At 55.2% G+C, this 25,198-nt stretch carries 25 protein-coding genes and 1 riboswitch; of the genes, 17 read left to right on the top strand and 8 right to left on the bottom strand.

The genetic code is table 11. The features are described 5' to 3' along the window. Positions 1–178: 178 nt before the first annotated feature. The 5 genes from hutI (at position 179) to hutH (ending at position 6,500) form a co-directional block, all read left to right on the top strand. On the top strand, positions 179–1,402 hold the full coding sequence (gene hutI, locus OGY83_RS09085) for an imidazolonepropionase (protein WP_286635734.1): 1,224 nt from the start codon (positions 179–181) through the stop codon (positions 1,400–1,402). Then, complete coding sequence (hutG, locus tag OGY83_RS09080) at positions 1,399–2,349, top strand: formimidoylglutamase (RefSeq protein ID WP_286635733.1); 951 nt, start codon at positions 1,399–1,401, stop codon at positions 2,347–2,349. The genes hutI and hutG overlap by 4 nt, the downstream gene beginning before the upstream one ends. Before the next feature lie 87 nt (positions 2,350–2,436). Next, positions 2,437–3,156, top strand: coding sequence for a histidine utilization repressor (locus OGY83_RS09075; RefSeq protein WP_079936870.1), 720 nt, complete (start codon positions 2,437–2,439; stop codon positions 3,154–3,156). A gap of 136 nt (positions 3,157–3,292) precedes the next feature. Beyond that, positions 3,293–4,978: a urocanate hydratase gene (hutU, locus tag OGY83_RS09070; RefSeq protein WP_110248923.1), complete on the top strand. Its 1,686-nt coding sequence runs from the start codon at positions 3,293–3,295 to the stop codon at positions 4,976–4,978. Position 4,979: 1 nt separating this feature from the next. Next, the gene (gene hutH / locus OGY83_RS09065; protein WP_286635732.1) at positions 4,980–6,500 is read left to right on the top strand and encodes a histidine ammonia-lyase; all 1,521 of its coding nucleotides are present in this window, start codon (positions 4,980–4,982) and stop codon (positions 6,498–6,500) included. A 90-nt stretch (positions 6,501–6,590) separates the two neighbouring features. On the opposite strand, the gene OGY83_RS09060 is transcribed toward hutH, so the two are convergent. Together OGY83_RS09060 and bioA are read right to left on the bottom strand one after the other, a co-directional pair. Further along, positions 6,591–7,067 carry a kinase inhibitor gene (locus OGY83_RS09060; RefSeq protein ID WP_286635731.1) on the bottom strand — a complete coding sequence of 159 codons (477 nt, stop codon included), beginning with the start codon at positions 7,065–7,067 and terminating at the stop codon, positions 6,591–6,593. 57 nt (positions 7,068–7,124) lie between these two features. After that, positions 7,125–8,414 carry an adenosylmethionine--8-amino-7-oxononanoate transaminase gene (gene bioA, locus OGY83_RS09055; protein ID WP_286635730.1) on the bottom strand — a complete coding sequence of 430 codons (1,290 nt, stop codon included), beginning with the start codon at positions 8,412–8,414 and terminating at the stop codon, positions 7,125–7,127. A gap of 76 nt (positions 8,415–8,490) precedes the next feature. On the opposite strand from bioA, the gene bioB reads away from it, so the two are divergent. Genes bioB through bioD form a run of 4 tightly spaced genes read left to right on the top strand, consistent with a single transcriptional unit; the run spans position 8,491 to position 12,115 of the window. Next, positions 8,491–9,531, top strand: a complete 1,041-nt coding sequence (gene bioB / locus OGY83_RS09050; protein ID WP_286635729.1) for a biotin synthase BioB — start codon at positions 8,491–8,493, stop codon at positions 9,529–9,531. Further along, the gene (gene bioF, locus OGY83_RS09045; protein WP_286635728.1) at positions 9,528–10,685 is read left to right on the top strand and encodes an 8-amino-7-oxononanoate synthase; all 1,158 of its coding nucleotides are present in this window, start codon (positions 9,528–9,530) and stop codon (positions 10,683–10,685) included. Before bioB ends, bioF begins: the two co-directional genes overlap by 4 nt. Continuing rightward, positions 10,669–11,424: a malonyl-ACP O-methyltransferase BioC gene (bioC, locus tag OGY83_RS09040; RefSeq protein ID WP_286635727.1), complete on the top strand. Its 756-nt coding sequence runs from the start codon at positions 10,669–10,671 to the stop codon at positions 11,422–11,424. Before bioF ends, bioC begins: the two co-directional genes overlap by 17 nt. Beyond that, positions 11,417–12,115: a dethiobiotin synthase gene (bioD, locus tag OGY83_RS09035; protein ID WP_286635726.1), complete on the top strand. Its 699-nt coding sequence runs from the start codon at positions 11,417–11,419 to the stop codon at positions 12,113–12,115. The genes bioC and bioD overlap by 8 nt, the downstream gene beginning before the upstream one ends. Here the strand turns inward: bioD and OGY83_RS09030 are convergent. Continuing rightward, on the bottom strand, positions 12,081–12,803 hold the full coding sequence (locus OGY83_RS09030) for an ABC transporter ATP-binding protein (RefSeq protein WP_286635725.1): 723 nt from the start codon (positions 12,801–12,803) through the stop codon (positions 12,081–12,083). The two genes, bioD and OGY83_RS09030, sit on opposite strands and share 35 nt — an antisense overlap. A 758-nt stretch (positions 12,804–13,561) precedes the next feature. Between OGY83_RS09030 and uvrB the strand changes: the two genes are divergently transcribed. Beyond that, complete coding sequence (gene uvrB, locus OGY83_RS09025) at positions 13,562–15,583, top strand: excinuclease ABC subunit UvrB (RefSeq protein WP_286635724.1); 2,022 nt, start codon at positions 13,562–13,564, stop codon at positions 15,581–15,583. Between the two features lie 123 nt (positions 15,584–15,706). Here uvrB and yvcK read toward each other — a convergent pair whose 3' ends face one another. After that, complete coding sequence (gene yvcK, locus OGY83_RS09020; RefSeq protein WP_003831525.1) at positions 15,707–16,615, bottom strand: uridine diphosphate-N-acetylglucosamine-binding protein YvcK; 909 nt, start codon at positions 16,613–16,615, stop codon at positions 15,707–15,709. Between the two features lie 329 nt (positions 16,616–16,944). Further along, positions 16,945–17,090: riboswitch (molybdenum cofactor riboswitch) on the top strand. Between yvcK and moaA the strand changes: the two genes are divergently transcribed. The 6 genes from moaA to OGY83_RS08990 all read left to right on the top strand — a co-directional run bounded on the left by moaA (position 17,078) and on the right by OGY83_RS08990 (position 20,525). Continuing rightward, positions 17,078–18,067 carry a GTP 3',8-cyclase MoaA gene (gene moaA, locus OGY83_RS09015; RefSeq protein ID WP_286635723.1) on the top strand — a complete coding sequence of 330 codons (990 nt, stop codon included), beginning with the start codon at positions 17,078–17,080 and terminating at the stop codon, positions 18,065–18,067. Its footprint overlaps the riboswitch before it by 13 nt. A 19-nt stretch (positions 18,068–18,086) precedes the next feature. Continuing rightward, positions 18,087–18,599: a molybdenum cofactor biosynthesis protein B gene (gene moaB / locus OGY83_RS09010; RefSeq protein ID WP_003035187.1), complete on the top strand. Its 513-nt coding sequence runs from the start codon at positions 18,087–18,089 to the stop codon at positions 18,597–18,599. A 2-nt stretch (positions 18,600–18,601) separates the two neighbouring features. After that, on the top strand, positions 18,602–19,087 hold the full coding sequence (moaC, locus tag OGY83_RS09005) for a cyclic pyranopterin monophosphate synthase MoaC (RefSeq protein ID WP_003035188.1): 486 nt from the start codon (positions 18,602–18,604) through the stop codon (positions 19,085–19,087). Further along, complete coding sequence (gene moaD / locus OGY83_RS09000; RefSeq protein WP_003831530.1) at positions 19,080–19,325, top strand: molybdopterin synthase sulfur carrier subunit; 246 nt, start codon at positions 19,080–19,082, stop codon at positions 19,323–19,325. The genes moaC and moaD overlap by 8 nt, the downstream gene beginning before the upstream one ends. Before the next feature lies 1 nt (position 19,326). Continuing rightward, complete coding sequence (gene moaE, locus OGY83_RS08995) at positions 19,327–19,779, top strand: molybdopterin synthase catalytic subunit MoaE (protein WP_008784190.1); 453 nt, start codon at positions 19,327–19,329, stop codon at positions 19,777–19,779. Between the two features lie 41 nt (positions 19,780–19,820). Then, positions 19,821–20,525 (top strand): Bax inhibitor-1/YccA family protein, encoded by a 705-nt coding sequence (locus tag OGY83_RS08990; RefSeq protein WP_003831536.1) that lies wholly within the window; start codon positions 19,821–19,823, stop codon positions 20,523–20,525. Between the two features lie 100 nt (positions 20,526–20,625). On the opposite strand, the gene OGY83_RS08985 is transcribed toward OGY83_RS08990, so the two are convergent. The 3 genes from OGY83_RS08985 to OGY83_RS08975 are packed head-to-tail and all read right to left on the bottom strand — an operon-like array spanning position 20,626 to position 23,587. After that, the gene (locus OGY83_RS08985) at positions 20,626–21,588 is read right to left on the bottom strand and encodes a lysylphosphatidylglycerol synthase domain-containing protein (RefSeq protein WP_286635722.1); all 963 of its coding nucleotides are present in this window, start codon (positions 21,586–21,588) and stop codon (positions 20,626–20,628) included. Continuing rightward, a complete protein-coding gene (clsB, locus tag OGY83_RS08980; RefSeq protein WP_079936857.1) occupies positions 21,588–22,829 on the bottom strand; it encodes a cardiolipin synthase ClsB in 1,242 nt (413 codons plus the stop codon). Before clsB ends, OGY83_RS08985 begins: the two co-directional genes overlap by 1 nt. Further along, positions 22,826–23,587, bottom strand: coding sequence for an endonuclease/exonuclease/phosphatase family protein (locus OGY83_RS08975; RefSeq protein ID WP_286635721.1), 762 nt, complete (start codon positions 23,585–23,587; stop codon positions 22,826–22,828). The genes clsB and OGY83_RS08975 overlap by 4 nt, the downstream gene beginning before the upstream one ends. A gap of 131 nt (positions 23,588–23,718) precedes the next feature. Between OGY83_RS08975 and OGY83_RS08970 the strand changes: the two genes are divergently transcribed. Then, entirely contained in the window at positions 23,719–24,129 is a 411-nt protein-coding gene (locus tag OGY83_RS08970; protein ID WP_079936855.1) for a YbhQ family protein, read from the top strand. Here the strand turns inward: OGY83_RS08970 and OGY83_RS08965 are convergent. Further along, a complete protein-coding gene (locus tag OGY83_RS08965) occupies positions 24,091–25,197 on the bottom strand; it encodes an ABC transporter permease (RefSeq protein ID WP_008784194.1) in 1,107 nt (368 codons plus the stop codon). The two genes, OGY83_RS08970 and OGY83_RS08965, sit on opposite strands and share 39 nt — an antisense overlap. Position 25,198: the final 1 nt, after the last annotated feature.

Genomic DNA, 25,198 nt, shown 5'->3' with positions numbered 1-25,198 from the left:
ATACTAAGTTGAGCGAAACGGGAAGGCGAAAAGGTAAAAAGTTGTTTTTTATCGCAGCAATGTCTGGCAGGGAGAGTCTTTATATCACAAATAGATAACAATTATGGTTCTTCAGGTTGACAACATCCCTATAATCAAAAATAAATGTCTATACAACCTATGACAAGTGGTGAGTCGAATGCAGCAATTCTTCCCTGATGATGTTATCTGGCGCAATGTTCGTCTGGCGACTATGGATCCTGAACGTGGTACCCCATATGGGCTGGTGGATGGTCACGCGCTGATCGTCCGCGAGGGCAAGATTCGCGATATCGTCCCGGAATCATCGTTATATCTCACACATGACAATACTTTTGATATGCAGGGCAGGCTGATTACGCCTGGCCTGATTGATTGCCATACGCATCTGGTCTTTGGCGGAAACCGCGCAGGTGAGTGGGAGCAGCGGCTAAATGGTGTCTCCTACCAGCAGATAAGCGCTCAGGGTGGGGGGATCAATGCCACCGTTTCGGCGACCCGCAGCGCCACGGAGGAACAACTCTTACAGGTAGCCCATCAGCGGATGGAACAGCTGGTCAAAGAAGGTGTTACGCTGCTGGAAATAAAATCCGGCTACGGCCTGGATTTGTCGACAGAAGAGAAAATATTGCGCGTGGTGGCAGCGCTGGCGGCAGAGAATATCGTTGAAATCAGTCCGACGCTGTTGGCCGCGCATGCAACTCCAGCGGAATTCCGTGATGATCCTGACGGCTATATTACGCTGGTGTGCGAAACCATTTTGCCGCAGCTGTGGGAACAAGGGCTGTTTGAGACCGTCGATCTGTTCTGTGAGAGCGTTGGTTTTTCGTTGGCGCAGAGCGAGCGGGTGTTTCAGGCTGCGCAGGTGCTTGGCATCCCGATTAAAGGCCATGTTGAACAGCTGTCATTGCTTGGCGGCGCAGAGTTGGTAAGCCGCTACCACGGGCTATCCGCCGATCATATTGAATACCTTGATGAAGCTGGCGTGGCGGCGATGAGCCAAAGCGGTACGGTCGGCGTGCTGCTGCCCGGTGCATTCTATTTCCTCAAAGAGCAGCAGCGCCCACCGGTAGCGTTGCTGCGTCTATATCAGGTACCGATGGCGGTAGCGACAGATTTTAACCCCGGTACCAGTCCGTTTATCAGCCTGCACTGGGCGATGAATATGGCTTGTGTTCAGTTTGGCCTAACGCCGGAAGAAGCATGGGCGGGCGTAACCCGTCATGCAGCCCGGGCGCTGGGGCGTCATGCCACCCACGGTCAATTGAAGGCCGGGTTTGTGGCCGATTTTGTGGTGTGGGATGCAACTCTCCCGGTCGAGATCCTGTATGAACCTGGGCGCAACCCGCTCTACCAACGCGTATTCAAAGGGAAAATAGTATGACTCACTGGCAACCTGCTTCACCTGCGCTATGGCAGGGACGTGATGACCGCGCCGAATCGCCGAATGCGCTGCGCCTGTTTCAGACTATCACCCTGAGCCCGACGTTTAGCCCAGAAATGTACCGCGGGCAGATAGCGTTGCTCGGGTTTGCCTGCGACGAAGGCGTTAAACGTAATCAGGGGCGCACGGGCGCCGCCGGAGCACCCGATGTGCTACGCAAGGCGCTGGCGAATTTAGCCAGTCATGATGGGCATCATCGTCTGGTGGATCTGGGAAATATTGTGGCACAGGCTCCCGATCTTGAGGGCGCGCAGCAGGCGTTACGCAATGCGGTACAGCGCTGTCAGCAGGAGAATATGCGTACCTTCGTTTTGGGCGGAGGACACGAAACCGCCTTTGCGCACGGCGCAGGCGTACTGGACGCGTTCCCGCAGGCGAAGGTGGGGATTGTCAACTTCGATGCGCATCTCGATTTGCGCAAAGCTGAACAAGCCACATCCGGTACGCCGTTTCGCCAGCTGGCGCAGCTTTGCGATGAACAGCAGCGCGAATTTCACTATGCCTGCATCGGCGTCAGTCGGGCGGCAAATACCGAGGCGCTTTGGGATGAGGCGCAACGGCTCGGTGTGACCGTAGTGGAGGATCTGCATTGTGATACGGCGCAGGCGCAGTTAGCGCAGTTAGCGCAGTTTGTCGCCAACCTGGATGTCATCTATCTGACAATCGACCTCGACGTGCTGCCGGTGTGGGAAATGCCCGGCGTGTCGGCCCCCGCCGCGCTTGGCGTACCGTTGGCGACGCTGCTGAGACTGATTGAGCCTCTGTGCCGTAGCGGTAAACTACAAGCGGTGGATATGGTTGAATTTAATCCACGCTTTGACGATGATGGCAGGGCGGCGCGGGTTGCGGCGCGGTTAGGCTGGCAAATCGCCCACTGGTGGCACTGACATACCTGTTGGCGTTGCGCTTATCAGACTCGGGTAATGCCTGTAAACTGTACCCATTCACATTTTCAGCTTAAGGAAGGCTCACGCATGCTCCCATCCCGTTCTGCTCCGGCTCCTTTTTACGAAAAGGTCAAACAGGAGATCAGCGAAAAAATAGCCAGCGGTATCTGGCAGCCTCACGATCGCATTCCGTCTGAGGCAGAGCTGGTGGCGCAGTATGGTTTCAGCCGCATGACCATCAACCGGGCGCTGCGTGAGTTAACGGATGAAGGTTTACTGGTGCGTTTGCAGGGCGTGGGGACGTTTGTCGCCGAGCCAAAAGGCCAGTCCGCGCTGTTTGAAATCCGCAGCATTGCGGATGAAATCAACGCCCGTCAGCATCAGCACCGGTGCGAAGTGCTGACGCTGGAAAGAACCCAGGCCAACGCGCAGCAGGCTTTGGTGTTAAACGTCAAAGAAGGCACCTCCATTTTTCACTCTGTCATGGTGCACTACGAGAACGATTTGCCGGTGCAGATTGAAGATCGCTGCGTGAATGCCGAAATTGTGCCGGAGTATCTGGCGCAGGATTACAGCCAGACCACGCCGCACGCTTACCTGTCGCTGATAGCCCCTTTAACGGAAGGTGAGCATATTGTTGAAGCGGTACGTGCCAGCGCTGAAGAGTGCGCGCTGCTGAATATCAAAGAACACGATCCCTGCCTGCTGATCCGCCGTAAAACCTGGTCTGCGTCATCCATTGTCTCTCATGCCCGTTTGCTGTTCCCGGGTTCCCGCTATCGCCTGCAAGGGCGGTTTATGTCCTGATACAGGATATGAAAACCGTGATTGCTGACGCAATATAATAAAAATGTATCTTAATTGTTAAAATCATCCTTGCGGTGACTTGTATAGACAAGTATATGTTACTTATCTATCCGACGTTCGCGAGGAGTTTTCTGTCATGTCCCATAGCAAATATCGTCAGCAGGATATTCGTGCCCCACGCGGCACCACCTTAACGGCCAAAAGCTGGCTGACCGAAGCGCCGCTGCGCATGTTAATGAATAATCTGGATCCCGATGTGGCGGAAAATCCGCATGAGCTGGTGGTTTACGGCGGGATTGGCCGCGCCGCGCGGGACTGGGAATGCTATGACGCCATCGTCAACGCGCTGACCAAACTGGAGACCGATGAGACTCTGCTGGTCCAGTCCGGAAAACCGGTAGGCGTATTCAAAACTCACGACAACGCACCGCGCGTGTTGATTGCCAACTCCAACCTGGTCCCGCACTGGGCGACCTGGGAACACTTCAACGAACTGGACGCCAAAGGACTGGCGATGTACGGCCAGATGACCGCCGGGAGCTGGATCTACATCGGCAGCCAGGGCATCGTGCAGGGGACTTATGAAACCTTCGTTGAGGCCGGGCGTCAGCATTATCAGGGTAACCTGAGCGGACGCTGGGTGCTGACCGCCGGGCTGGGCGGCATGGGCGGGGCGCAACCGTTAGCCGCTACGCTTGCGGGTGCCTGTTCGCTGAACATTGAATGCCAGCAAAGCCGAATTGATTTCCGTCTGCGTACCCATTACGTCGACGAGCAGGCGACATCACTTGACGATGCGCTGGCGCGTATCGACAAATACACCCGCGAGGGTAAAGCGGTCTCCATTGCGCTGTGTGCTAACGCCGCTGATGTTGTACCGGAACTGGTGAAGCGCGGTGTGCGCCCGGATATGGTTACCGACCAGACCAGCGCCCACGATCCACTGCATGGTTATCTGCCGTCCGGCTGGAGTTGGGAAGAGTATCAGGCAAAAGCGGTGTCCGATCCGCAGGGCACGGTGCAGGCGGCGAAACGTTCAATGGCAACACACGTTGAGGCGATGCTGGCGTTTAGCAAAATGGGCGTGCCGACGTTTGATTACGGCAACAACATTCGCCAGATGGCCAAAGAGATGGGCGTGGAAAACGCCTTTGATTTCCCCGGCTTCGTACCTGCCTATATTCGCCCCCTGTTCTGTCGCGGCATAGGGCCATTCCGTTGGGTGGCGCTGTCGGGCGATCCGCAGGATATTTACAAGACAGATGCCAAAGTGAAAGAGATCGTGGCTGATGATAAGCACCTTCATCACTGGCTGGATATGGCGCGTGAGCGGATTAACTTCCAGGGCTTACCGGCGCGTATCTGCTGGGTCGGCCTGGAGTGGCGTCAGAAACTGGGGCTGGCGTTTAATGAAATGGTACGCAGCGGTGAAGTATCCGCGCCGATTGTTATTGGTCGCGATCATCTGGACTCCGGTTCTGTTGCCAGCCCAAACCGCGAAACCGAAGCTATGCGCGACGGTTCAGACGCCGTATCCGACTGGCCGCTGCTGAACGCGTTGCTTAACACCGCCAGCGGCGCGACCTGGGTGTCGCTGCATCACGGCGGCGGGGTTGGCATGGGTTTCTCCCAGCATGCCGGGATGGTCATTGTTTGCGATGGCACCGATGAAGCCGCGGCGCGCATCGCCCGGGTATTACATAACGATCCGGCGACCGGGGTGATGCGTCACGCTGATGCCGGGTATGACATTGCGGTGGAGTGCGCCGTCGAAGAAGGGCTGAATTTGCCGATGGTTGCTGCGACGCAGGAGAAACGCTGATATGAACACCATGACACTCACGCCGGGCCATCTGAGTTTTTCCCAGCTTCGTGAAATCTGGCAGCAGCCGGTCAAACTGAGTCTGGATGCCGGAGCGATTGATGCTATCAACGCCAGCGTCGCCTGCGTCAATAATATTGTCGCTGAAGGTCGTACGGCGTATGGCATTAATACCGGGTTTGGTCTGCTGGCCCAGACCCGTATCGCCACGGAAGATTTGCAGAATTTACAGCGTTCGCTGGTGCTTTCCCATGCGGCAGGCGTTGGTGAGGCGCTGGACGACGCGATGGTTCGCCTGATTATGGTGCTGAAAATCAACAGCCTGGCGCGCGGTTTTTCCGGCATTCGCTTGAGCGTGATTGAAGCGCTGATTGCGCTGGTGAATGCCGAGGTGTATCCGCTGATTCCGGCGAAAGGATCGGTGGGCGCATCGGGTGACCTGGCGCCGCTGGCGCATATGTCTCTGACGTTGCTGGGTGAAGGTAAAGCGCGCTGGCAGGGGGAATGGCTCCCGGCGACCGACGCGCTGAAAAAGGCCGGGCTGGAGCCGATAACGCTGGAGGCGAAAGAAGGGCTGGCGCTGCTCAACGGAACTCAGGCTTCCACCGCCTTTGCACTGCGCGGGTTAATTGAAGCTCAGGAGCTGTTCGCGTCTGCGACGGTGTGCGGGGCGCTGACCACTGAAGCCGTGCTGGGCTCCCGTCGTCCGTTTGACGCGCGTATTCATGCCGCGCGAGGGCAGCGTGGACAGATTGATGCCGCAACGCTGTACCGTCATGTGTTGACCGACACCAGTGCGCTTTCCCAGTCGCATCATAACTGTGAAAAAGTGCAGGATCCGTATTCTCTGCGCTGTCAGCCACAGGTGATGGGGGCATGTCTGACACAAATGCGCCAGGTGATGGATGTCCTGCTGGTTGAAGCCAACGCGGTTTCCGACAACCCGCTGGTGTTTGCCGAAGAGGGCGATGTGATCTCCGGTGGGAATTTCCATGCTGAACCGGTGGCGATGGCGGCAGATAACCTGGCGCTGGCGATTGCGGAAATTGGTTCGTTATCAGAGCGGCGCATTGCGCTGATGATGGACAAACATATGTCGCAGTTGCCGCCGTTCCTGGTGAAAAATGGTGGGGTTAACTCCGGCTTTATGATTGCTCAGGTGACCGCCGCCGCGCTGGCGAGCGAGAACAAAGCGCTGGCACATCCACACAGCGTGGACAGCTTGCCGACCTCCGCTAACCAGGAAGATCATGTGTCTATGGCTCCGGCGGCAGGGCGCAGACTGTGGGAGATGGCGGCAAATACGCGCGGCGTGATTGCCGTGGAGTGGCTGGCGGCGTGTCAGGGGATTGACCTGCGTGAAGGGTTAACCTCCAGTCCGCTGCTGGAGCAGGCGCGCCAGGCTTTGCGCGAGCAGGTTGCCCATTACACGCAGGATCGTTTTTTCGCCCCGGATATTGAGTGCGCGACCGAGCTGTTAGCGCAGGGGGCGTTGTTAAAATTATTGCCTGAGTTTTTGTAATACCCTGCCGGATGCGCTGACGCTTATCCGGCCTACAAAACCAGGAAACCCGTAGGCCGGATGAGGCGAAGCCGACATCCGGCGCTGCGTTTAACTAAACATCGCGGTAATCGAGGCGCTGGCGAGCGAGTGGAAATGGACGTTAAATCCAACCATCGCGCCGCTGGCACCTTCATCGACATCAATACGCTCCACATCCAGTGCGTGAACCGTAAAGATATAGCGGTGGGTTTCCCCCTTCGGCGGCGCAGCGCCGCCATAACCGGCTTTACCAAAATCTGTACGGGTCTGAATCACCCCATCAGGCTGTGCAACCAGCCCGGAGCCGAAACCTTGCGGGAGTACGCGGGTATCAGCCGGCAGATTTACCACCACCCAATGCCACCAGCCGGAACCAGTTGGCGCATCAGGATCAAAGCAGGTCACCACGAAGCTTTTGGTTCCTGCGGGCACGTCGTCCCACGCCAGATGCGGAGAAATATTATCCCCGTCATACCCCATGCCGTTAAAGACGTGGCGATGGCCAAGCTTATCGCCGTCGCACAGATCGTTACTGATTAGTTTCATGCTGACTCCTCTTGTTAGCCAAAAAGTGTAGCCAGAAACCGTAGAGCTTACCGCTGATTAATCGCTAAAAAATGTTGCATTGCGCACAGCCTCGTTCACGGCCTGCGTCAGGCGACGCAACTGATCGGGCTGAATGATGTACGGCGGCATCAGGTAGATGAGCTTGCCAAACGGTCTTACCCACACGCCCTGTTCGACAAAGAACTTCTGTAACGCTGCCATATTCACCGGATGCGTGGTTTCAATTACGCCAATGGCGCCGAGCACGCGCACGTCAGCGACCCAACTGGAATCTGCCGCTGGGGCGAGCTCTGTCCGCAGCTGCGTTTCAATGGCTGCTACCTGTGAGCGCCACTCGTCGGTTTCGATTAACGACAGGCTGGCGGAGGCGACGGCGCATGCCAGCGGATTGCCCATAAAGGTTGGGCCGTGCATGAAGCATCCGGCTTCACCGTTGCTGATGGTTTCTGCGACCTGACGTGTGGTCAGGGTTGCTGAAAGGGTCATTGTCCCGCCGGTTAACGCTTTGCCCAGGCACAAAATGTCCGGGGTGATGTCGGCGTGCTCGCAGGCAAACAGCTTGCCTGTACGGCCAAATCCGGTGGCGATTTCATCGGCAATCAGCAGGATCCCTTCTCGGCCGCACATCTTACGGATGCGTTTTAACCATTCGGGATGATACATGCGCATACCACCAGCGCCCTGTACGATTGGCTCAAGGATCACCGCCGCAATTTCGTGGCGATGTGCGGCCATCAGACGGGCAAAAGGCACCATATCCAGTTCGTCCCACTCGCCGCCCATGCGGCTTTGTGGGGCAGGCGCAAACAGGTTCTCCGGCAGATACCCTTTCCACAGACTGTGCATTGAGTTGTCGGGATCGCAGACCGACATCGCGCCGAAGGTATCACCGTGATAACCGTTACGAAATGTCAGGAAACGCTGGCGGGATTCGCCTTTAGCCTGCCAGTATTGCAGCGCCATTTTCATCGCGACTTCTACGGCAACCGATCCTGAATCCGCGAGAAAAACGCACTCCAGCGCCTCTGGGGTCATCGCCACCAGCTGGCGGCACAGTGCAATGGCCGGGGCATGGGTAATGCCGCCAAACATCACATGCGACATGGCATCAATCTGCGTTTTCATCGCGGCGTTCAGCTGCGGGTGATTGTAACCGTGGATCGCCGCCCACCAGGATGACATGCCGTCAATCAGCTTCTCACCGCTGGCTAAGATCAGTTCGCAACCTTCGGCACGCGCCACCGGATAAACCGGCAACGGGGAGGTCATGGAGGTGTATGGGTGCCAGATATGGCGTTGGTCAAACGCAAGATCGTCCGTTGTCATAATCGACTTGTAAACCAAATTAAAAAGATTTAGGTTTACGAGTCTACACCAAACTAACAACGAAACGTATACCAATATGGCTCATTCTTCTCGCTGGACAATGTCGCAAGTCACCGAATTATTTGAAAAACCGCTGTTGGATCTGCTGTTTGAAGCGCAGCAGGTTCATCGGCAGCATTTCGATCCGCAGCAGGTTCAGGTCAGTACGCTGCTGTCGATTAAGACCGGTGCTTGCCCGGAAGATTGCAAATACTGCCCGCAAAGCTCCCGCTATAAAACCGGTCTGGAAACAGAACGGTTGATGGAGGTTGAACAGGTACTGGACTCGGCACGTAAGGCTAAGCAGGCTGGCTCAACGCGGTTTTGCATGGGCGCGGCGTGGAAGAACCCGCATGAGCGCGATATGCCGTACCTGGAAAAAATGGTGCAGGGCGTAAAAGAACTGGGGCTGGAAGCCTGTATGACGCTGGGCACGCTGGACGAATCTCAGGCCAAGCGCCTCGCCAATGCGGGTCTGGACTACTACAACCACAACCTCGACACCTCGCCGGAATTTTACGGCAATATCATCACCACTCGTTCGTACCAGGAGCGCCTGGATACGCTGGATAAAGTGCGCGAGGCGGGCATTAAAGTTTGCTCCGGCGGAATTGTGGGGCTGGGGGAAACGGTGACCGATCGCGCGGGTTTGCTGCTGCAATTAGCTAACCTGCCGACGCCGCCGGAAAGCGTGCCGATCAACATGCTGGTGAAAGTGAAGGGCACGCCGCTTGCCGATAACGACGACGTAGATGCTTTTGATTTTATTCGTACTATCGCCGTGGCGCGCATCATGATGCCGACCTCATACGTGCGTCTTTCTGCCGGGCGCGAGCAGATGAACGAGCAAACCCAGGCGATGTGCTTTATGGCCGGGGCCAACTCGATTTTCTACGGCTGCAAACTGCTGACCACGCCGAATCCTAACGAAGATAAAGATTTACTGTTGTTCCGCAAGCTGGGTCTTAACCCGCAGCAAACGGCGGTGCTGGCGGGTGATAACGAACAACAGCAACGTCTGGAGCAGGCGCTGCGTACCCCAGATACCGACGATTACTACAACGCGGCAACCGTATGACCTGGCAGCAAAAAATAGACGATGCGCTAACGGCGCGTCGTCGTGCTGATGCGTGGCGTCAGCGCTATGCGGTGACGCAGGGCGCTGGTCGCTGGCTGCAGGCCGACGGTTGTCAGTATCTGAACTTCTCCAGCAACGACTACCTCGGCTTAAGCCACCATCCGCAGATTATCTGCGCGTGGCAGCAGGGCGCTGAGCGTTTTGGCGTCGGCAGCGGCGGCTCGGGCCATGTCAGCGGTTATTCCGTTGCTCATCAGGCGCTGGAAGAAGAGCTGGCGCAGTGGCTCGGCTATTCCCGGGCGCTGCTGTTCATCTCTGGTTTTGCCGCCAATCAGGCGGTCATTGCCGCACTGATGGGAAAAGATGACAAGATTGTTGCCGACAGGCTCAGCCATGCATCGCTGCTGGAAGCTGCCAGTCTTAACCCTGCCGTGTTACGTCGCTTTACCCATAACGACTCGCAACATCTGGATCGTCTGCTGACTGCCCCCTGTCCGGGACAGCGGCTGGTGGTCACAGAAGGCGTGTTCAGCATGGATGGCGACAGCGCGCCGCTGGCAGAAATCCACGCGGTGGCGAAACGACAGGGCGCGTGGCTGCTGGTGGATGATGCGCATGGGATTGGCGTAAGAGGTGAAGAAGGGCGCGGTTCGTGCTTTCGACAGCAGGTGAAACCTGAGCTGTTGGTGGTGACGTTTGGCAAAGGGTTTGGCGTCAGCGGTGCGGCGATCCTGTGTTCTGATAGCGTGGCCGATTATCTGCTGCAATTTGCCCGTCATCTGATCTACAGCACCAGCATGCCGCCAGCCCAGGCTCAGGCTTTGCGCGCCGCGCTGGCGGTGATCCGCAGCCGCGAAGGCGATGAGCGCAGAGAAAAGCTGGCGATGCTGATCCAGCGTTTTCGCGCAGGGGTTGATACCACGGATTTGACGCTGGCGCATTCAGACAGCGCTATTCAACCGCTGATCGTTGGCGACAACCATAAAGCCTTGCAACTGGCACAGACGTTACGGCAACAGGGATGCTGGGTGACGGCGATTCGTCCACCGACGGTGCCGGTTGGGACGGCCAGGCTACGGATTACGCTGACCCAGGCGCATGAAGTCCAGGATATCGACAACTTACTGGAGGTGCTGCATGGCGCAGGTCAATAAGCAGGCGATTGCCGCTGCGTTTGGGCGCGCGGCCACGCACTATGAACAACATGCGGAGCTTCAGCGTCAGAGCGCCGATGCGTTACTGGCGCAACTCGATGGCCGGGCGTTCTCACGGGTTTTGGATGCGGGCTGTGGGCCTGGGCGTATGAGTCGCTACTGGCGGGAGCAGGGGAGCGAGGTCTGTGCGCTGGATCTGTCGGCACAAATGCTTACGCAAGCGCAGCGTCACGATGTCGCCCATCATTATCTGCTGGCGGATATCGAAGCCATTCCGCAGGCCGCTGCCACTTTCGACCTGGCCTGGAGCAATCTGGCCGTGCAGTGGTGCAACGACCTGCGCGGTGCGTTATGCGAGCTATACCGGGTGGTGCGTCCTGGCGGGACGGTGGCGTTTAGTACGCTGGCGCAAGGGTCCATGCCGGAACTTCGTCAGGCGTGGCGAGCAGTTGATGACCGGGAGCATGCCAACCGTTTTTTGCCGGTGGAGCAACTGGAAAACGCGCTGTGCGGCTGGGACGTTGAATACCAGTCTCATACCGTCACGCTGTGGTTTGACGATGCGCTGAGCGCCATGCGCTCGCTGAAGGGCATTGGCGCGACGCATTTGCACGATGGACGCGAGCAGCGTGTGCTGACCCGCTCGCAACTGCGCCAGTTACAGCTCGCCTGGCCCTGTCAGCAGGGGAAATATCCGCTGACCTATCATCTTTTTTTGGGAGTGATTCAACGTGACTAACACCTATTTTGTTACCGGGACGGACACCGAAGTAGGTAAAACTATCGCCAGCTGTGCGTTGCTTCAGGCAGCGGGACTGCTGGGGTTGCGAACCGTCGGCTATAAGCCGGTGGCGTCAGGCAGTGACATGACGGCTGAAGGTCTGCGAAACAGCGATGCGCTGGCTCTACAGCGCAACAGCAGTGTGGCAGTGGATTATGCGGCCATCAATCCGTATACCTTCGCCGAACCCACTTCACCGCATATCATCAGTGCTGACGAAGGGCGCCCCATTCAGGCCTCAGTGATGTCTTCGGGTTTACGCTTGCTTGAAGAACAGGCTGACTGGGTATTGGTGGAAGGCGCAGGCGGATGGTTTACGCCACTGTCGCCTACGCTGAGTTTTGCTGACTGGGTAAAAGCGGAACAACTGCCGGTGATTCTGGTGGTTGGCGTTAAGCTCGGTTGTATCAATCATGCCATTTTGACCGCCCAGGCGGTGCAGCAGGCCGGGCTGACGCTCGCCGGATGGATTGCCAATGATGTGATGCCACCCGGCAAGCGTCATGCTGAATATATGGCGACACTAAAGCGTTCGCTTGCGGCTCCGCTACTGGGGGAAATTCCCTGGCTGGCAGAAGAGCCGGAGCGAGCAGCGACAGGTCGTTATATCGATCTTAGCGTTTTGTCTCTGGTGCCCACCAGTCGTTGATTAGCGGGTCGCTGAATTGTGTTATTTGCCCTTGAGCCACGTTGCGGCCACGATGTAACAAGCAATAGCAGTCGGCGACCCGACGAATGAACGGCAGGCTTTGTTCCGCGAGCATAATGGCGATGCCAAGCTCCTGGCTTAGCCTCACAATCAGATTACCCAGTTTGTGGATATACGCCTGGCCACTTCCTCGCGTCGGCTCATCGAGGATCAGCAGGCGCGGGCGAGTGACCAGCGCACTGGCGAGTGCAAGCTGGTGCTGATTTTCCTCCGACAATGCCACCCCTTTGGCCTGACGCAGTGTAAACAGCTGTGGAAACAGGCGGTAAATATCGCTGCTGTTCATTGCTTCGCTTTCCTCAACCGCCTGGCGCGCAATGTGCAGATTTTCCTCTACCGTCAGCTGCGAAAAAATTCGCCGCTTCTGTGACACACAGTTAATACCCAGCGCAATGCGCTGTGCCGCCGGAATCTGCAGCAGATCGCAAGGTGGTGCACCGGCCTGATGCCAGAACATGGTTCCGCTCTCAATCGGTAAATTGCCGATGATGCAATTGGCCAGCGTGGTTTTTCCCATCCCTGGAAGACCTAGCACGGCGGTACATTTGCCGGGCAACAGGTCGAGATCGACATCCCAAAGCGAGTGTTGATTACCGTAATAGTGATTCACTGCACGAAGACTCAACATAGATTTCTCCCTCATGATGATATCCGCCTCGCGGGCTGATGGTCGGGAGAAAACTGCAAATCTCTTGCCAGAAGCTGAATGAGGGGAAAATACAGCAGGGTAGCGGGTTGCGGTATCCGCTTGTTGTGGATGAGCGCCGCAGTGTGCACATTGTCAGTGCCTGGTGGCGTTGTGATGGTGCAGGCAGGAAAATGATGAAAATGCGAGCAAGATCTCGGCCATCCCAGGTCGCTTCGTTAGCTGATAAATATCAAAAAATAGCGATAATTTTTTTTTATGCCACCGGAAAAGGGAGTGAGGACGTTTTTGCCAGGCTACAGTCCGTACGGGCTGGAGGCAGTTATCCACTATTCCTGTGGATAACCTTGTGTATTAGAGTTAGAAAACACAAGGTAAGCGAGAGAAGACGCGGCCTGCGACTAAATTGATGCGAAAGACGGCTTGAGATAATAGTCATTAAATTACAGTGTGTTAGATAAATGCAATGGCTGTCGCAGAAGTGTCATGTGTTGCCACAAAACTTTCATCGGGTAGCTTGACAAATGTTAAAAAAGTCATTGGTTTGGGGATAACACATTTTTGCTGGTGTTTTATCTTGCCTGCGGACAAATTTTAGCCTGTAGTCACGGCCATTTTGCTGGCGTAACAGAAATATTCTGGCGTGTTACTGTTTTTTCATCCAGTATATTTTACTGGCAAAATATACTGTTGCGAGTAAAATTACACACCTGCCCGCCCATTGCTTCAGGTAGCTGCTCATGAGTAAACCGTTCAAACTAAATTCCGCTTTTAAACCCTCTGGCGATCAGCCTGAGGCGATTCGTCGCCTGGAAGAAGGTCTGGAGGATGGTCTGGCGCATCAGACGCTGCTGGGGGTGACGGGGTCGGGGAAAACATTCACCATCGCGAACGTGATTGCGGACTTACAGCGCCCTACCATGGTGCTGGCCCCCAATAAGACGCTTGCCGCGCAGTTGTACGGTGAGATGAAGGAATTCTTCCCGGATAACGCGGTGGAGTATTTCGTCTCCTACTACGACTATTATCAGCCGGAAGCCTACGTGCCAAGTTCTGACACCTTCATCGAGAAGGATGCCTCGGTTAACGAACACATTGAGCAGATGCGATTGTCAGCGACCAAAGCGCTGCTTGAGCGACGGGATGTCATCGTTGTGGCGTCGGTTTCCGCAATTTATGGTCTGGGTGACCCGGACCTGTACCTGAAAATGATGCTGCACCTGACGGTGGGGATGATTATCGACCAGCGTGCTATCCTGCGTCGTCTGGCGGAGCTGCAATATACCCGCAACGATCAGGCGTTCCAGCGCGGGACCTTCCGCGTGCGCGGTGAAGTGATCGACATATTCCCGGCGGAATCTGACGACATCGCGTTGCGCGTGGAACTGTTTGATGAAGAGGTCGAACGTTTGTCGCTGTTTGACCCACTTACCGGGCAGGTCGAATCGACTATATCGCGCTTCACCATCTATCCTAAAACGCACTACGTGACACCGCGCGAACGTATTGTACAGGCGATGGAAGAAATTAAAGTTGAGCTGGCTGAGCGGCGAAAAGTCCTGTTGGCAAATAACAAACTGCTGGAAGAACAGCGCTTAAGTCAACGTACCCAGTTCGATCTGGAAATGATGAACGAGCTGGGTTACTGCTCGGGGATTGAAAACTATTCCCGCTATCTGTCCGGGCGTGGTCCGGGCGAGCCGCCGCCGACGCTGTTTGATTACCTGCCTGCCGATGGCCTGCTGGTGGTGGATGAATCCCACGTGACTATTCCGCAAATTGGCGGCATGTATCGCGGTGATCGGGCGCGTAAAGAAACCCTGGTCGAGTACGGATTCCGTCTGCCATCGGCGCTGGATAACCGTCCGCTCAAATTTGAAGAATTCGAGGCGCTGGCACCGCAGACCATCTACGTCTCGGCAACACCGGGCAACTATGAGCTGGAGAAATCCGGCGATGAAGTGGTCGATCAGGTGGTACGACCGACCGGGCTGCTGGATCCGGTTATTGAGGTGCGTCCGGTGGCGACGCAGGTTGACGACCTGCTGTCTGAAATCCGCACCCGTGCGGCGATTAACGAACGTGTGCTGGTCACCACGCTCACCAAACGGATGGCGGAAGACCTCACCGAGTATCTTGAAGAGCACGGTGAACGGGTGCGTTATTTGCACTCTGACATCGATACCGTGGAACGTATGGAAATCATTCGTGACCTGCGTCTGGGCGAGTTTGACGTGCTGGTGGGTATCAACCTGTTACGTGAAGGTCTGGACATGCCTGAGGTCTCACTGGTGGCGATTCTGGACGCAGACAAAGAAGGGTTCCTGCGTTCTGAACGGTCACTTATTCAGACCATCGGTCGTGCGGCGCGTAACATCAACGGTAAGGCGATTCTCTACGGCGATAAAATTACCGCCTCAATGGCTAAAGCGATTGGTGAAACCGAACGTCGTCGTGAGAAACAGCAGCTCTATAACGAAGAGCACGGTATTACGCCGCAGGGGCTCAACAAGAAAGTGGTCGATATTCTGGCGCTGGGTCAGAATATCGCGAAGACCAAGGCGAAAGGCAAAGGGAAGTCACGTGCAGGCGCGAAGTCTGAGGTTGTCGAACTGGATATGACGCCAAAAGCGCTGCAGCAGAAGATTCACGAGCTGGAAGGGCAGATGATGCTGCACGCGCAGAATCTCGAATTTGAAGAGGCCGCGACAATCCGCGACCAGTTGCATCAGCTGCGCGAGTTGTTTATTGCGGCATCGTAAGACGGTGTCGGATGCGGGGTAAACCCCTTATCCGACCTACGGGGTAGATTGCGTACGTAGGCCGGATGGCGGCGCAGAACGTTTTTGTAGGCCTGATAAGCAAAGCGCATCAGGCAAATCCGTTTAGCCCAACGCCTGCACCGCTTTCTCCAGTGCACTATGCAATAGCTGGCGGTCATGGCGGTAGGGAATATCGCTGGCTTCCAGCACTTCCTGAATAACCACGCGGTCGGTAACGGCGGAAGCATCCACTTTCGGCCCCACAACCACCGCATCAATCACTTTCTTCCCGACGTACTGTTCAATAATGGCCAGCTTATCGCTAAGCGTCAGGCTGGCTGCTGGCAGGCTTAATTCGCGCCCAAGATTGCCTATGTAGACCATCGGAGCCGGTGTGCGACGTAATGCCTGTGACATTTCATCGAGTAACAGAATCGGCATCAGGCTGGTGTAAAAACTGCCGGGGCCTATCAAAATCAAATCCGCTTCAGCGATTGCCTCAACGGCCTCGCGCGTAGTCGGGACTTTTGGCGACAGCATCAGTTCCTGAGGCGGGACGGTGAGTTGATCGATATTCACTTCGCCATAAACTTCGTGCCCCTGGTCATCAATGGCCATCAGATCCACCGGCAGCTCCGACATCGGAATTAAATGTGCGTCAACTTTCAGCAGGCTACGAATTAAATTGATGGCTTCCAGAGGCCGCACGCTGAGGTGGTCGAGCGCCTTTAACATCAGATTTCCGAGGTTATGCCCGGAAAGTTCGCCGTTACCGCCAAAACGATACTCAAACATCGCGGATGCAACGCTGGGTTGGGTAATTAACTGGTTCAGACAGTTACGCATGTCTCCCCATGCTATTCCCCCTTCAGAGCGACGAATACGACCTGTCGACCCGCCGTTATCCGTGGTGGTGACGATACCCGTCAAGCGGGAACCTAATGGGGAAAGAGAGGAGAGAACGCGTCCTAATCCATGCCCTCCGCCGAGAGCGACAACGCGGTCCAGATCTGCCAGCGTGCGAGTGCGCATATATTTTCCTGATATCAATTGATCGGCGCTACAGTAACGTAAATAGCGTGTTTTCAGCAATTATCCAGTCGGCATTTGCCGTAATTTTTTTCTGCGATCTACTCCTTTCTGACGACACCCACCTGATGGCAAGATGATGTATATCAATGCAAAACTGTGATTTTTGCTTATTCTGTAGCGAAATTGCACGATCATGTCGCTATATACATATTTATACAGCGAAAGTGTACATGGAAAAATCGCCATTTACACGCTAGTATCGGCATAACCACAAAGTACTCTTAATAATTTGAGTTGCCGGAAGCCAACGCATCTGCAACTCGAAGTATGATGAGTATAAACACTCTAGCCTCTGCACCTGGGTCAAATGATACGGTGCTTTGGCCGTGACAAGACTTGAAAAAGTTTGTCACCAGGGCGCAGGAAGAAATGACTACGTCTCCCGTATTTGGAAAGGTGTACATGGGCTCTCAACTTACCGATGCTTTCGCACGTAAGTTTTACTACTTACGTTTGTCGATTACAGATGTGTGTAACTTTCGTTGCACCTACTGCCTGCCGGATGGCTATAAGCCCGGCGGGGTCACCAATAACGGCTTCTTGACCGTTGATGAAATTCGCCGCGTCACGCGTGCGTTCGCCAGTCTGGGAACGGAAAAAGTGCGTCTGACGGGGGGAGAACCTTCACTGCGTCGCGACTTCACTGACATTATCGCCGCCGTGCGCGAAAACGACGCCATCCGCCAGATTGCGGTAACCACCAATGGTTATCGTCTGGCGCGCGAAGCTGCCGCCTGGCGCGATGCCGGACTGACCGCGCTCAACGTCAGCGTCGACAGCCTTGATGCCCGTCAGTTTCACGCCATTACCGGACAGGACAAGTTCCAGCAGGTGATGGCGGGCATTGATGCCGCCTTTGATGCCGGTTTTGAAAAAGTGAAAGTCAACACCGTACTGATGCGCGACGTAAACCATCATCAACTGGACACCTTCCTTGCGTGGATCCAACCTCGGCCAATCCAACTGCGTTTTATTGAACTGATGGAAACGGGTGAGGGCAGCTCTCTCTTCCGTAAACACCATATCTCCGGACAGGTACTTCGCGATGAGCTGCTGCGTCGCGGCTGGATCCACCAGATCCGACAGCGTAGCGACGGCCCGGCACAGGTTTTCTGTCATCCTGATTATGTTGGCGAAATTGGTCTGATCATGCCTTATGAGAAAGACTTCTGCGCCACCTGTAATCGTCTGCGCGTTTCCTCTGTCGGTAAGCTTCATCTGTGTTTATTTGGTGAAGGCGGCGTAAGCCTGCGTGATTTGCTGGAAGACGATGCTCAGCAACCGGCGCTGGAAGAACGCATTTCAGCCGCGCTGCTGGAGAAAAAGCAGACCCATTTCCTGCATCAGAACAATACCGGTATTACGCAAAACTTATCTTACATTGGCGGCTGATCGCTAAAAGGAGTTTTTCATGAGTCAGGTAAGCGCTGAATTTATCCCGACACGCATTGCTATTCTTACTGTTTCCAACCGTCGCGGCGAAGAAGATGACACCTCCGGCCATTATCTGCGTGACTCGGCGCAAGAAGCGGGTCATCAGATTGTCGATAAGGCGATTGTCAAAGAGAACCGCTACGCCATCCGCGCCCAGGTTTCTGCCTGGATTGCCAGTGACGATGTACAGGTGGTGCTCATTACCGGCGGCACTGGCTTAACTGAAGGGGACCAGGCACCGGAAGCGCTGCAACCGCTGTTCGACAGAGAAGTTGAAGGGTTTGGCGAAGTCTTCCGTATGCTGTCATTTGAAGAGATTGGCACCGCGACGCTGCAATCCCGCGCGATTGCCGGCGTGGCGAATAAAACGCTGATTTTTGCCATGCCGGGTTCGACCAAAGCGTGTCGTACCGCCTGGGAAAATATCATTGCGCCGCAGCTTGATGCCCGTACGCGTCCGTGTAATTTCCACCCACATTTGAAGAAATAAGTATGTCGCAACTGACTCATATTAACGCCGCTGGCGAAGCGCATATGGTGGATGTCTCCGCCAAAGCGGAAACCGTACGCGAGGCGCGTGCCGAAGCATTCGTGACCATGCGTAGCGAGACGCTGGCGATGATCATCGATGGCAGCCACCATAAAGGTGATGTTTTCGCCACGGCGCGTATTGCCGGTATTCAGGCAGCCAAACGCACCTGGGATCTTATCCCGCTGTGTCACCCACTGATGCTAAGCAAGGTCGAAGTCAATCTTCACGCCGAGCCGGAGCACAACCGCGTACGTATTGAAACACTGTGTCGCCTGACCGGTAAAACCGGCGTTGAAATGGAGGCGTTAACGGCAGCCTCCGTGGCGGCGTTGACCATCTACGATATGTGCAAAGCGGTACAAAAGGATATGGTGATTGGTCCGGTGCGTTTGCTGGCAAAAAGCGGCGGCAAATCGGGTGATTTTAAGGTGGATGCGCATGATTAAGGTTCTTTTCTTTGCTCAGGTACGGGAACTGGTGAACACAGATGCCTTAGAAGTTGCCGCCGAGTTTGCAACGGTAGAAGCGCTGCGCAAGCATCTGGCGGCGCAAAGCGATCGCTGGGCGCTGGCGCTGGAAGACGGCAAATTGCTGGCGGCGGTAAATCAGACGCTGGTCAGTTTTGACCATCCTCTTAACGCGGGTGATGAAGTTGCTTTCTTCCCGCCGGTAACCGGAGGCTAAAATGGCTGAAACGCGAATTGTTGTTGGTCATGCGCCGTTCAGCGTCGGGGATGAGTATCCCTGGCTGGCAGAGCGCGATGAAGACGGCGCGGTAGTCACTTTCACCGGTAAAGTACGCAATCACAATCTCGGCGACAGCGTAAAAGCGTTAACGCTGGAACACTATCCGGGAATGACCGAAAAAGCGCTGGCGGAGATTGTCGACGAAGCGCGTTCACGCTGGCCGTTGGGTCGGGTGACGGTGATTCATCGCATTGGCGAACTGTGGCCGGGTGACGAAATCGTTTTTGTTGGCGTGACCAGTGCGCATCGCAGCAGCGCGTTTGATGCCGGGCAGTTCATTATGGATTACCTGAAAACCCGCGCGCCGTTCTGGAAGCGCGAGGCCACGCCGGAAGGTGAGCGCTGGGTTGATGCCCGTGACAGTGATAAGCTAGCAGCAAAACGCTGGTAGAGTACAATTGTTGTAGGCTCATACTGACTCAGGAGATTGTCATGGACCGATTCCCACGATCCGATTCTATTGTACAGGCCCGTTCCGGCCTACAAACGTATATGGCGCAGGTGTACGGCTGGATGACCTGCGGACTGTTGCTGACGGCGTTTATCGCCTGGTATGCGGCAAATACGCCCGCGGTGATGATGTTTGTCTTCTCCAGCAAAATCACCTTCTTTGGCCTGATCATTGCTCAACTGGCGCTGGTGTTCGTCCTGTCCGGCATGGTGCAAAGGCTGAGCGCGGGTATGGCGACCACGCTGTTTATGCTCTATTCGGCATTAACCGGGTTAACGCTATCAAGCATTTTTATTGTCTATACCTACTCGTCTATCGCCAGCACCTTTGTGGTTACCGGTGGGATGTTCGGGATCATGAGTCTGTATGGCTACACCACCAAACGCGATCTGAGCGGCTTCGGCAATATGCTGTTCATGGCGCTGATCGGTATTGTGCTGGCCTCGCTGGTTAACTTCTGGCTGAAGAGCGAAGCGCTGATGTGGGCGGTGACCTATATCGGGGTGATTGTGTTTGTCGGTCTTACCGCCTATGACACGCAGAAGCTGAAAAATATCGGTGAGCAGATTGACCTGCGAGACAGCTCCAATCTGCGTAAATACGCGATTCTTGGGGCCTTAACGCTGTATCTGGACTTCATCAACCTGTTCCTGATGCTGCTGCGTATTTTCGGCAATCGTCGTTAATTCTCTGTTGCCGGATGGCGCTGCGCTTATCCGGCCTGCAGTTGTGTATCGAAAGTAGGCCGGATAAGGCGTTAAGCCGCATCCGGCACTATAAGCACCATCATTTCGCCATCGCCTTCTCGTTCTTTGTTCGTAGCTTTTTCGCCCGACTTTCCAGCAGCAAATAACACATCAGCGCCAGCAGTAGCGGAATAAAATAGTACAGCACGCGATACGCGAGCAGGGCAGCAATGATCGTGCCCTGAGACGTATTCTCTCCCGCCAGCAGCGCTATAAACACCGCCTCCAGCACGCCGATCCCCGCCGGAATATGCACAATAACCCCGGCAATACTGCTTACCAGCAGCACGCCCAGCACGAAGAAATAGTTAATATTCTGACCCAGTAACAACCAGATAATCGCCCCCATAACCATCCAGTTAGTCCCGGATATCGCCATCTGCAAGAGGGCAAATTTCCATGAGGGGAGCACCAGTTTCTGGCCCTTGATGGTGATGTGACGATGTTTAGCGAAGGCGCAAAACCACAGATAAACGCCAATTATCAACAGCAGCGCAATGCCTAAGATACGCAGCGTACCTTCATCGATATACCAGTGTGCGGGCAGTTCGACGACGCCGAAGGTAAATATAAAACCGCCCAGCAGAATATAGCCCAGCCAGTTGGTGGTAATGCTCAGTGAAAAAATCCGCGTTATTGTGCCCCCCGGCAACCCGAGCCGTGAGTAAAGCCGGTAGCGCATCCCAATACCGCCCACCCAGGTGCTTAACGTCAGGTTGAAGGCGTAACAAATAAACGACACCATCATGACCTGGCGTTTTGCCAGTTTGTGACCGCAGTAGTAGCGCCCGAGCAGATCATAACAGCCGTAAAGTAAATAACTGACGATCACCAACCCTACTGCGCTGAGCAGGGCGATCCGATTGTAATCGCGAATTACCGTCCACACTTCCTGCCAGTTGACCTTGCTGGCATAAACAACCAGCAGCACGATCACCGCAATAAAAAATAACCATGTGAGGATCTTTTTCGCTAACCGCCAGCGCCGGTGATTTTTTGCCATCAGGTTTTCCCTCCTGCATCCTCAGTTTGTATACGGTCCTGAGTTTCCAGAGCGGGCTGCGCGGGCGGCTCTACCTCGGCCAGGTGCGGGGTATGCGCCGGCAGCCAGCCGACCAGCGCCGGGAAGTGGCGTAAAAAGTGGAAGGCCAGCACGCTTTTGGTCAGGTTCCACCAGGTGCGTTTTGGCAGCATAGATTCGTCAACCCGCTTGCAGTCCTGCGCAATAATAGGGTTCAGGTTATCGCGCAGGGTCTGGTTAAACGTGCGGTCATGAATAATCAGATTTGCTTCCAGATTCAGCGACAAGCTCAGCGGATCGAGATTGCTGGAGCCCACCGTCGCCCAATGATCGTCCATCAACGCCACTTTGCCATGCAGAGGTTTACGGCGGTACTCATAGACATGGACGCCGCCTTTTACCAGATAGTTGTACAGCAGGCGGGCGCCCACTTTCACAATCGGCATATCCGGTTCACCCTGCACAATGAGTTTTACCCGAACGCCGCGTCGTGCTGCTTTACGCAGGGCATGCAGCAGGCGATAACCAGGAAAGAAATAGGCATTGGCAATGATCACTTCCCGCCGGGCCTGGGTCAGCATTTTCAGGTAGTGGCGTTCAATATCATCGCGATGCTCTTCGTTATCGCGCCAGACAAACAGCGCCTGCGCTTCGCCAGGTCGATGATTGTCGATTGCCCGGTGATGACGCCGCCACCAGCGTCGTACGGCGCTTTGCCCGGGCAGGTTTTCCAGCACGAATCTCAGGATGTCGGCTACGACAGGGCCTTCAACGCGCACGGCGTAATCCTGTTTGGCCTCCGGGCCGTAATCAGACATATGTTCAGCGGAGTAATTGATGCCGCCGACAAAGGCAACACGGTCATCTATGACCACAATTTTTCGATGCATACGGCGAAAGAGATTGGTGCGCATACCGAACAGGCGCGGGCGCGGATCGTAGTAGCGGAAAACGACACCGGCTACGGTAAGTTCTTCAACAAAACTGTCGCTAAGATCCGGCGAACCGTAGCCATCCAGCAGCACCTCTGCTTTGATGCCTCGCCGGGCGGCTTCGAGCAACGCGGCATGCAGCTGTTTTCCGACCGCATCCTCAAACCAGATAAAGGTCTCAAGGATAATTTTTTGCTGTGCCTGCTCAATGGCGTCAAAGACGGCGGGGTAGAATTGATCGCCGTTTTCCAGCAGTTGAATTTGATTGCCTTCACGCCAGCCATATTTCATAAATGAATCTCCGCACTCAGGGGGGCATGATCGGACAAATGTCGCCAGTGACGCAGCGCCAGCGTCGTTGGGGTACTGGCATTCGCGTTTTTCACATAAATCCTGTCCAGGCGCAGCAATGGGAACTGCACCGGAAAGGTTCGCGCCGGGCGGCCGTGGGCGCGGGTAAAAATCTCGTCAAGGCCAGCTTTGGCTTTCAACGGGCGATTGGCCGTTGAAAGCCAGTCATTAAAATCTCCGGCAATCACCACGGGCTCCGAATTGGGCAAGGCGTTAACCCAGTCTGCCAGCATAGCGAGCTGGGCCTGGCGGTGAGCTTCACGCAGGCCGAGATGCACGCACATCACATGAATGGGGTGGGAGAGCATTGGCGGTACGATTCGGCAGTAAAGGACTCCGCGCTTTTCACTTGCGCCGACCGACACATCACGATTTTCATAATGCTCAATGGGATACCGCGACAGCACCGCATTACCGTGATGTCCCTGCGGGTACACGGCGTTACGCCCGTAGGCGAAGTCGCTCCACATCGTGTCTGCCAGAAATTCGTAGTGGCTGGTCTCCGGCCAGTTCTCAATGTGCAACGAATGAGCTTCGTGCGCGCCCATGACTTCCTGCAGACACACAATGTCTGCACCGACCGTTCTGACGGCCTCCCGCAGCTCAGGCAAAATAAAACGTCGGTTGAAGGCGGTGAACCCTTTGTGAGTATTAATGGTGAGCACATTGAATGAAAATTGAACTCCCGATCCGCTCATGAGCCTCCCGTTGGCGTCACTTCCTAAATAAAATAGTGTAGTCGTCGTCACAAAAAGATGCGGTGTTGCGGAATTTTCCGTAAAGTCCGGTACTCTGAACAATTAGTCGAAAATCCTTCAGGAGAATAGCCATGAGGTGGCAACAACGTGTTCGTGTCGCAACGGGTCTAAGTTGCTGGCAGATAGTGTTGCATTTACTGGTAGTGGCGTTGCTGGTAATGGGCTGGATGAGCGGTAGACTGGTGCATGTCGGCCTGGGATTGTGCGTCGTTTACGGCGTTACGGTTTTATTGATGCTTGCATTGCAACGTCACCACGAACAGCGCTGGCGCGACGTGGCTGACGTGCTGGAAGAGTTGACCACGACGTGGTATTTCGGTACCGCAGTGATCGTACTGTGGCTGCTATCACGCGTGCTGCAAAACAATGTCTTGCTGGCACTGGCGGGGCTGGTAATCCTTGCCGGACCCGCCGTGGTCTCGCTGCTGGCGAAAGACAAAAAACTACATCACCTTGCGTCTAAACATCGCATACGCCGCTGAGCCAGTCGTGGCCGCTATTACCAACAGCGGCCACAAGCTTCCCCAGACAATCTGCAGACTCGCATCTTTCAGGTAAATCTGTTTCGTGATGTCCGTAAAATGGCGGATCGGGTTTATCCACGTCAGATTCTGCAACCAGACCGGCATGTTTTCGACCGGTGAGACATAGCCTGAGAGTAAAATCGCCGGCATCATAAACACAAACACGCCGATGAACGCCTGCTGCTGGGTGGCGCACAGTGACGAAATTAGCAGACCAAAGCCGACCAGCGACAGCCCGTAAATCACCATCGTGAAATAGAACAGCCCCAGTGAACCGGCAAACGGAATGTGATAAGCCCAGATACCAATCGCCAGCACGATGGTGGCCTGAAAAGTAGCCACAATTAGCGCGGGCACCGCTTTACCGATAAAAATCTGCCAGGTGGTCAGCGGAGAGACCAGCAGTTGATCCAGCGTGCCTTGCTCACGCTCGCGGGCAACCGACAGCGAGGTGACGATCATTACGCCGATAGTGGTGATCATGGCGATCAGCGACGGAACCACAAACCATTTGTAATCCAGATTCGGGTTATACCAGTTACGCACCACCAGCTCGCTGTTGTTCGGTTTCGGCTTACCGTCCATCAGCTCCTGCTGATACTCCTTAACGATTTGCTGCAGGTAATTCGCGGCAATTTGCGCGCTGTTTGAGTTGCGCCCGTCGAGGATAATCTGCATGGGTGCCTGCTGGAAGGTATCCAGATTACGCGAAAAGTTAGCCGGGAAACGCACCAGTAGCAGGGCTTTTTGCGTGTCGATGGTGGGCTGGATCTCCTGCGGGCTTTTCAGCAGCAGAACATGCGTAAAAGCGCTGGCGCGGGCAAAGCGCTGGGTAAGCTCAACCGAATGTTTACCGTTGTCTTCGTTATAGATAGCAATAGTGGCGTTGGTCACTTCCAGCGTTGCCGCGAACGGGAACAGGATAACCTGAATCAGCACCGGTAAAATCAGAATGGCTCGCGTCTGCGGTTCGCGTAACAGCGATTGCAGCTCTTTGCGAATTAATGTCCATAAGCGATGAAACATG

Source organism: Citrobacter sp. Cpo090, assembly GCF_030332665.1.
Taxonomy (GTDB): Bacteria; Pseudomonadota; Gammaproteobacteria; order Enterobacterales; family Enterobacteriaceae; genus Citrobacter; species Citrobacter portucalensis.
The sequence above is the reverse complement of the archived record's forward strand: the minus strand, read 5'-3'. Positions and strand labels throughout refer to the sequence as shown.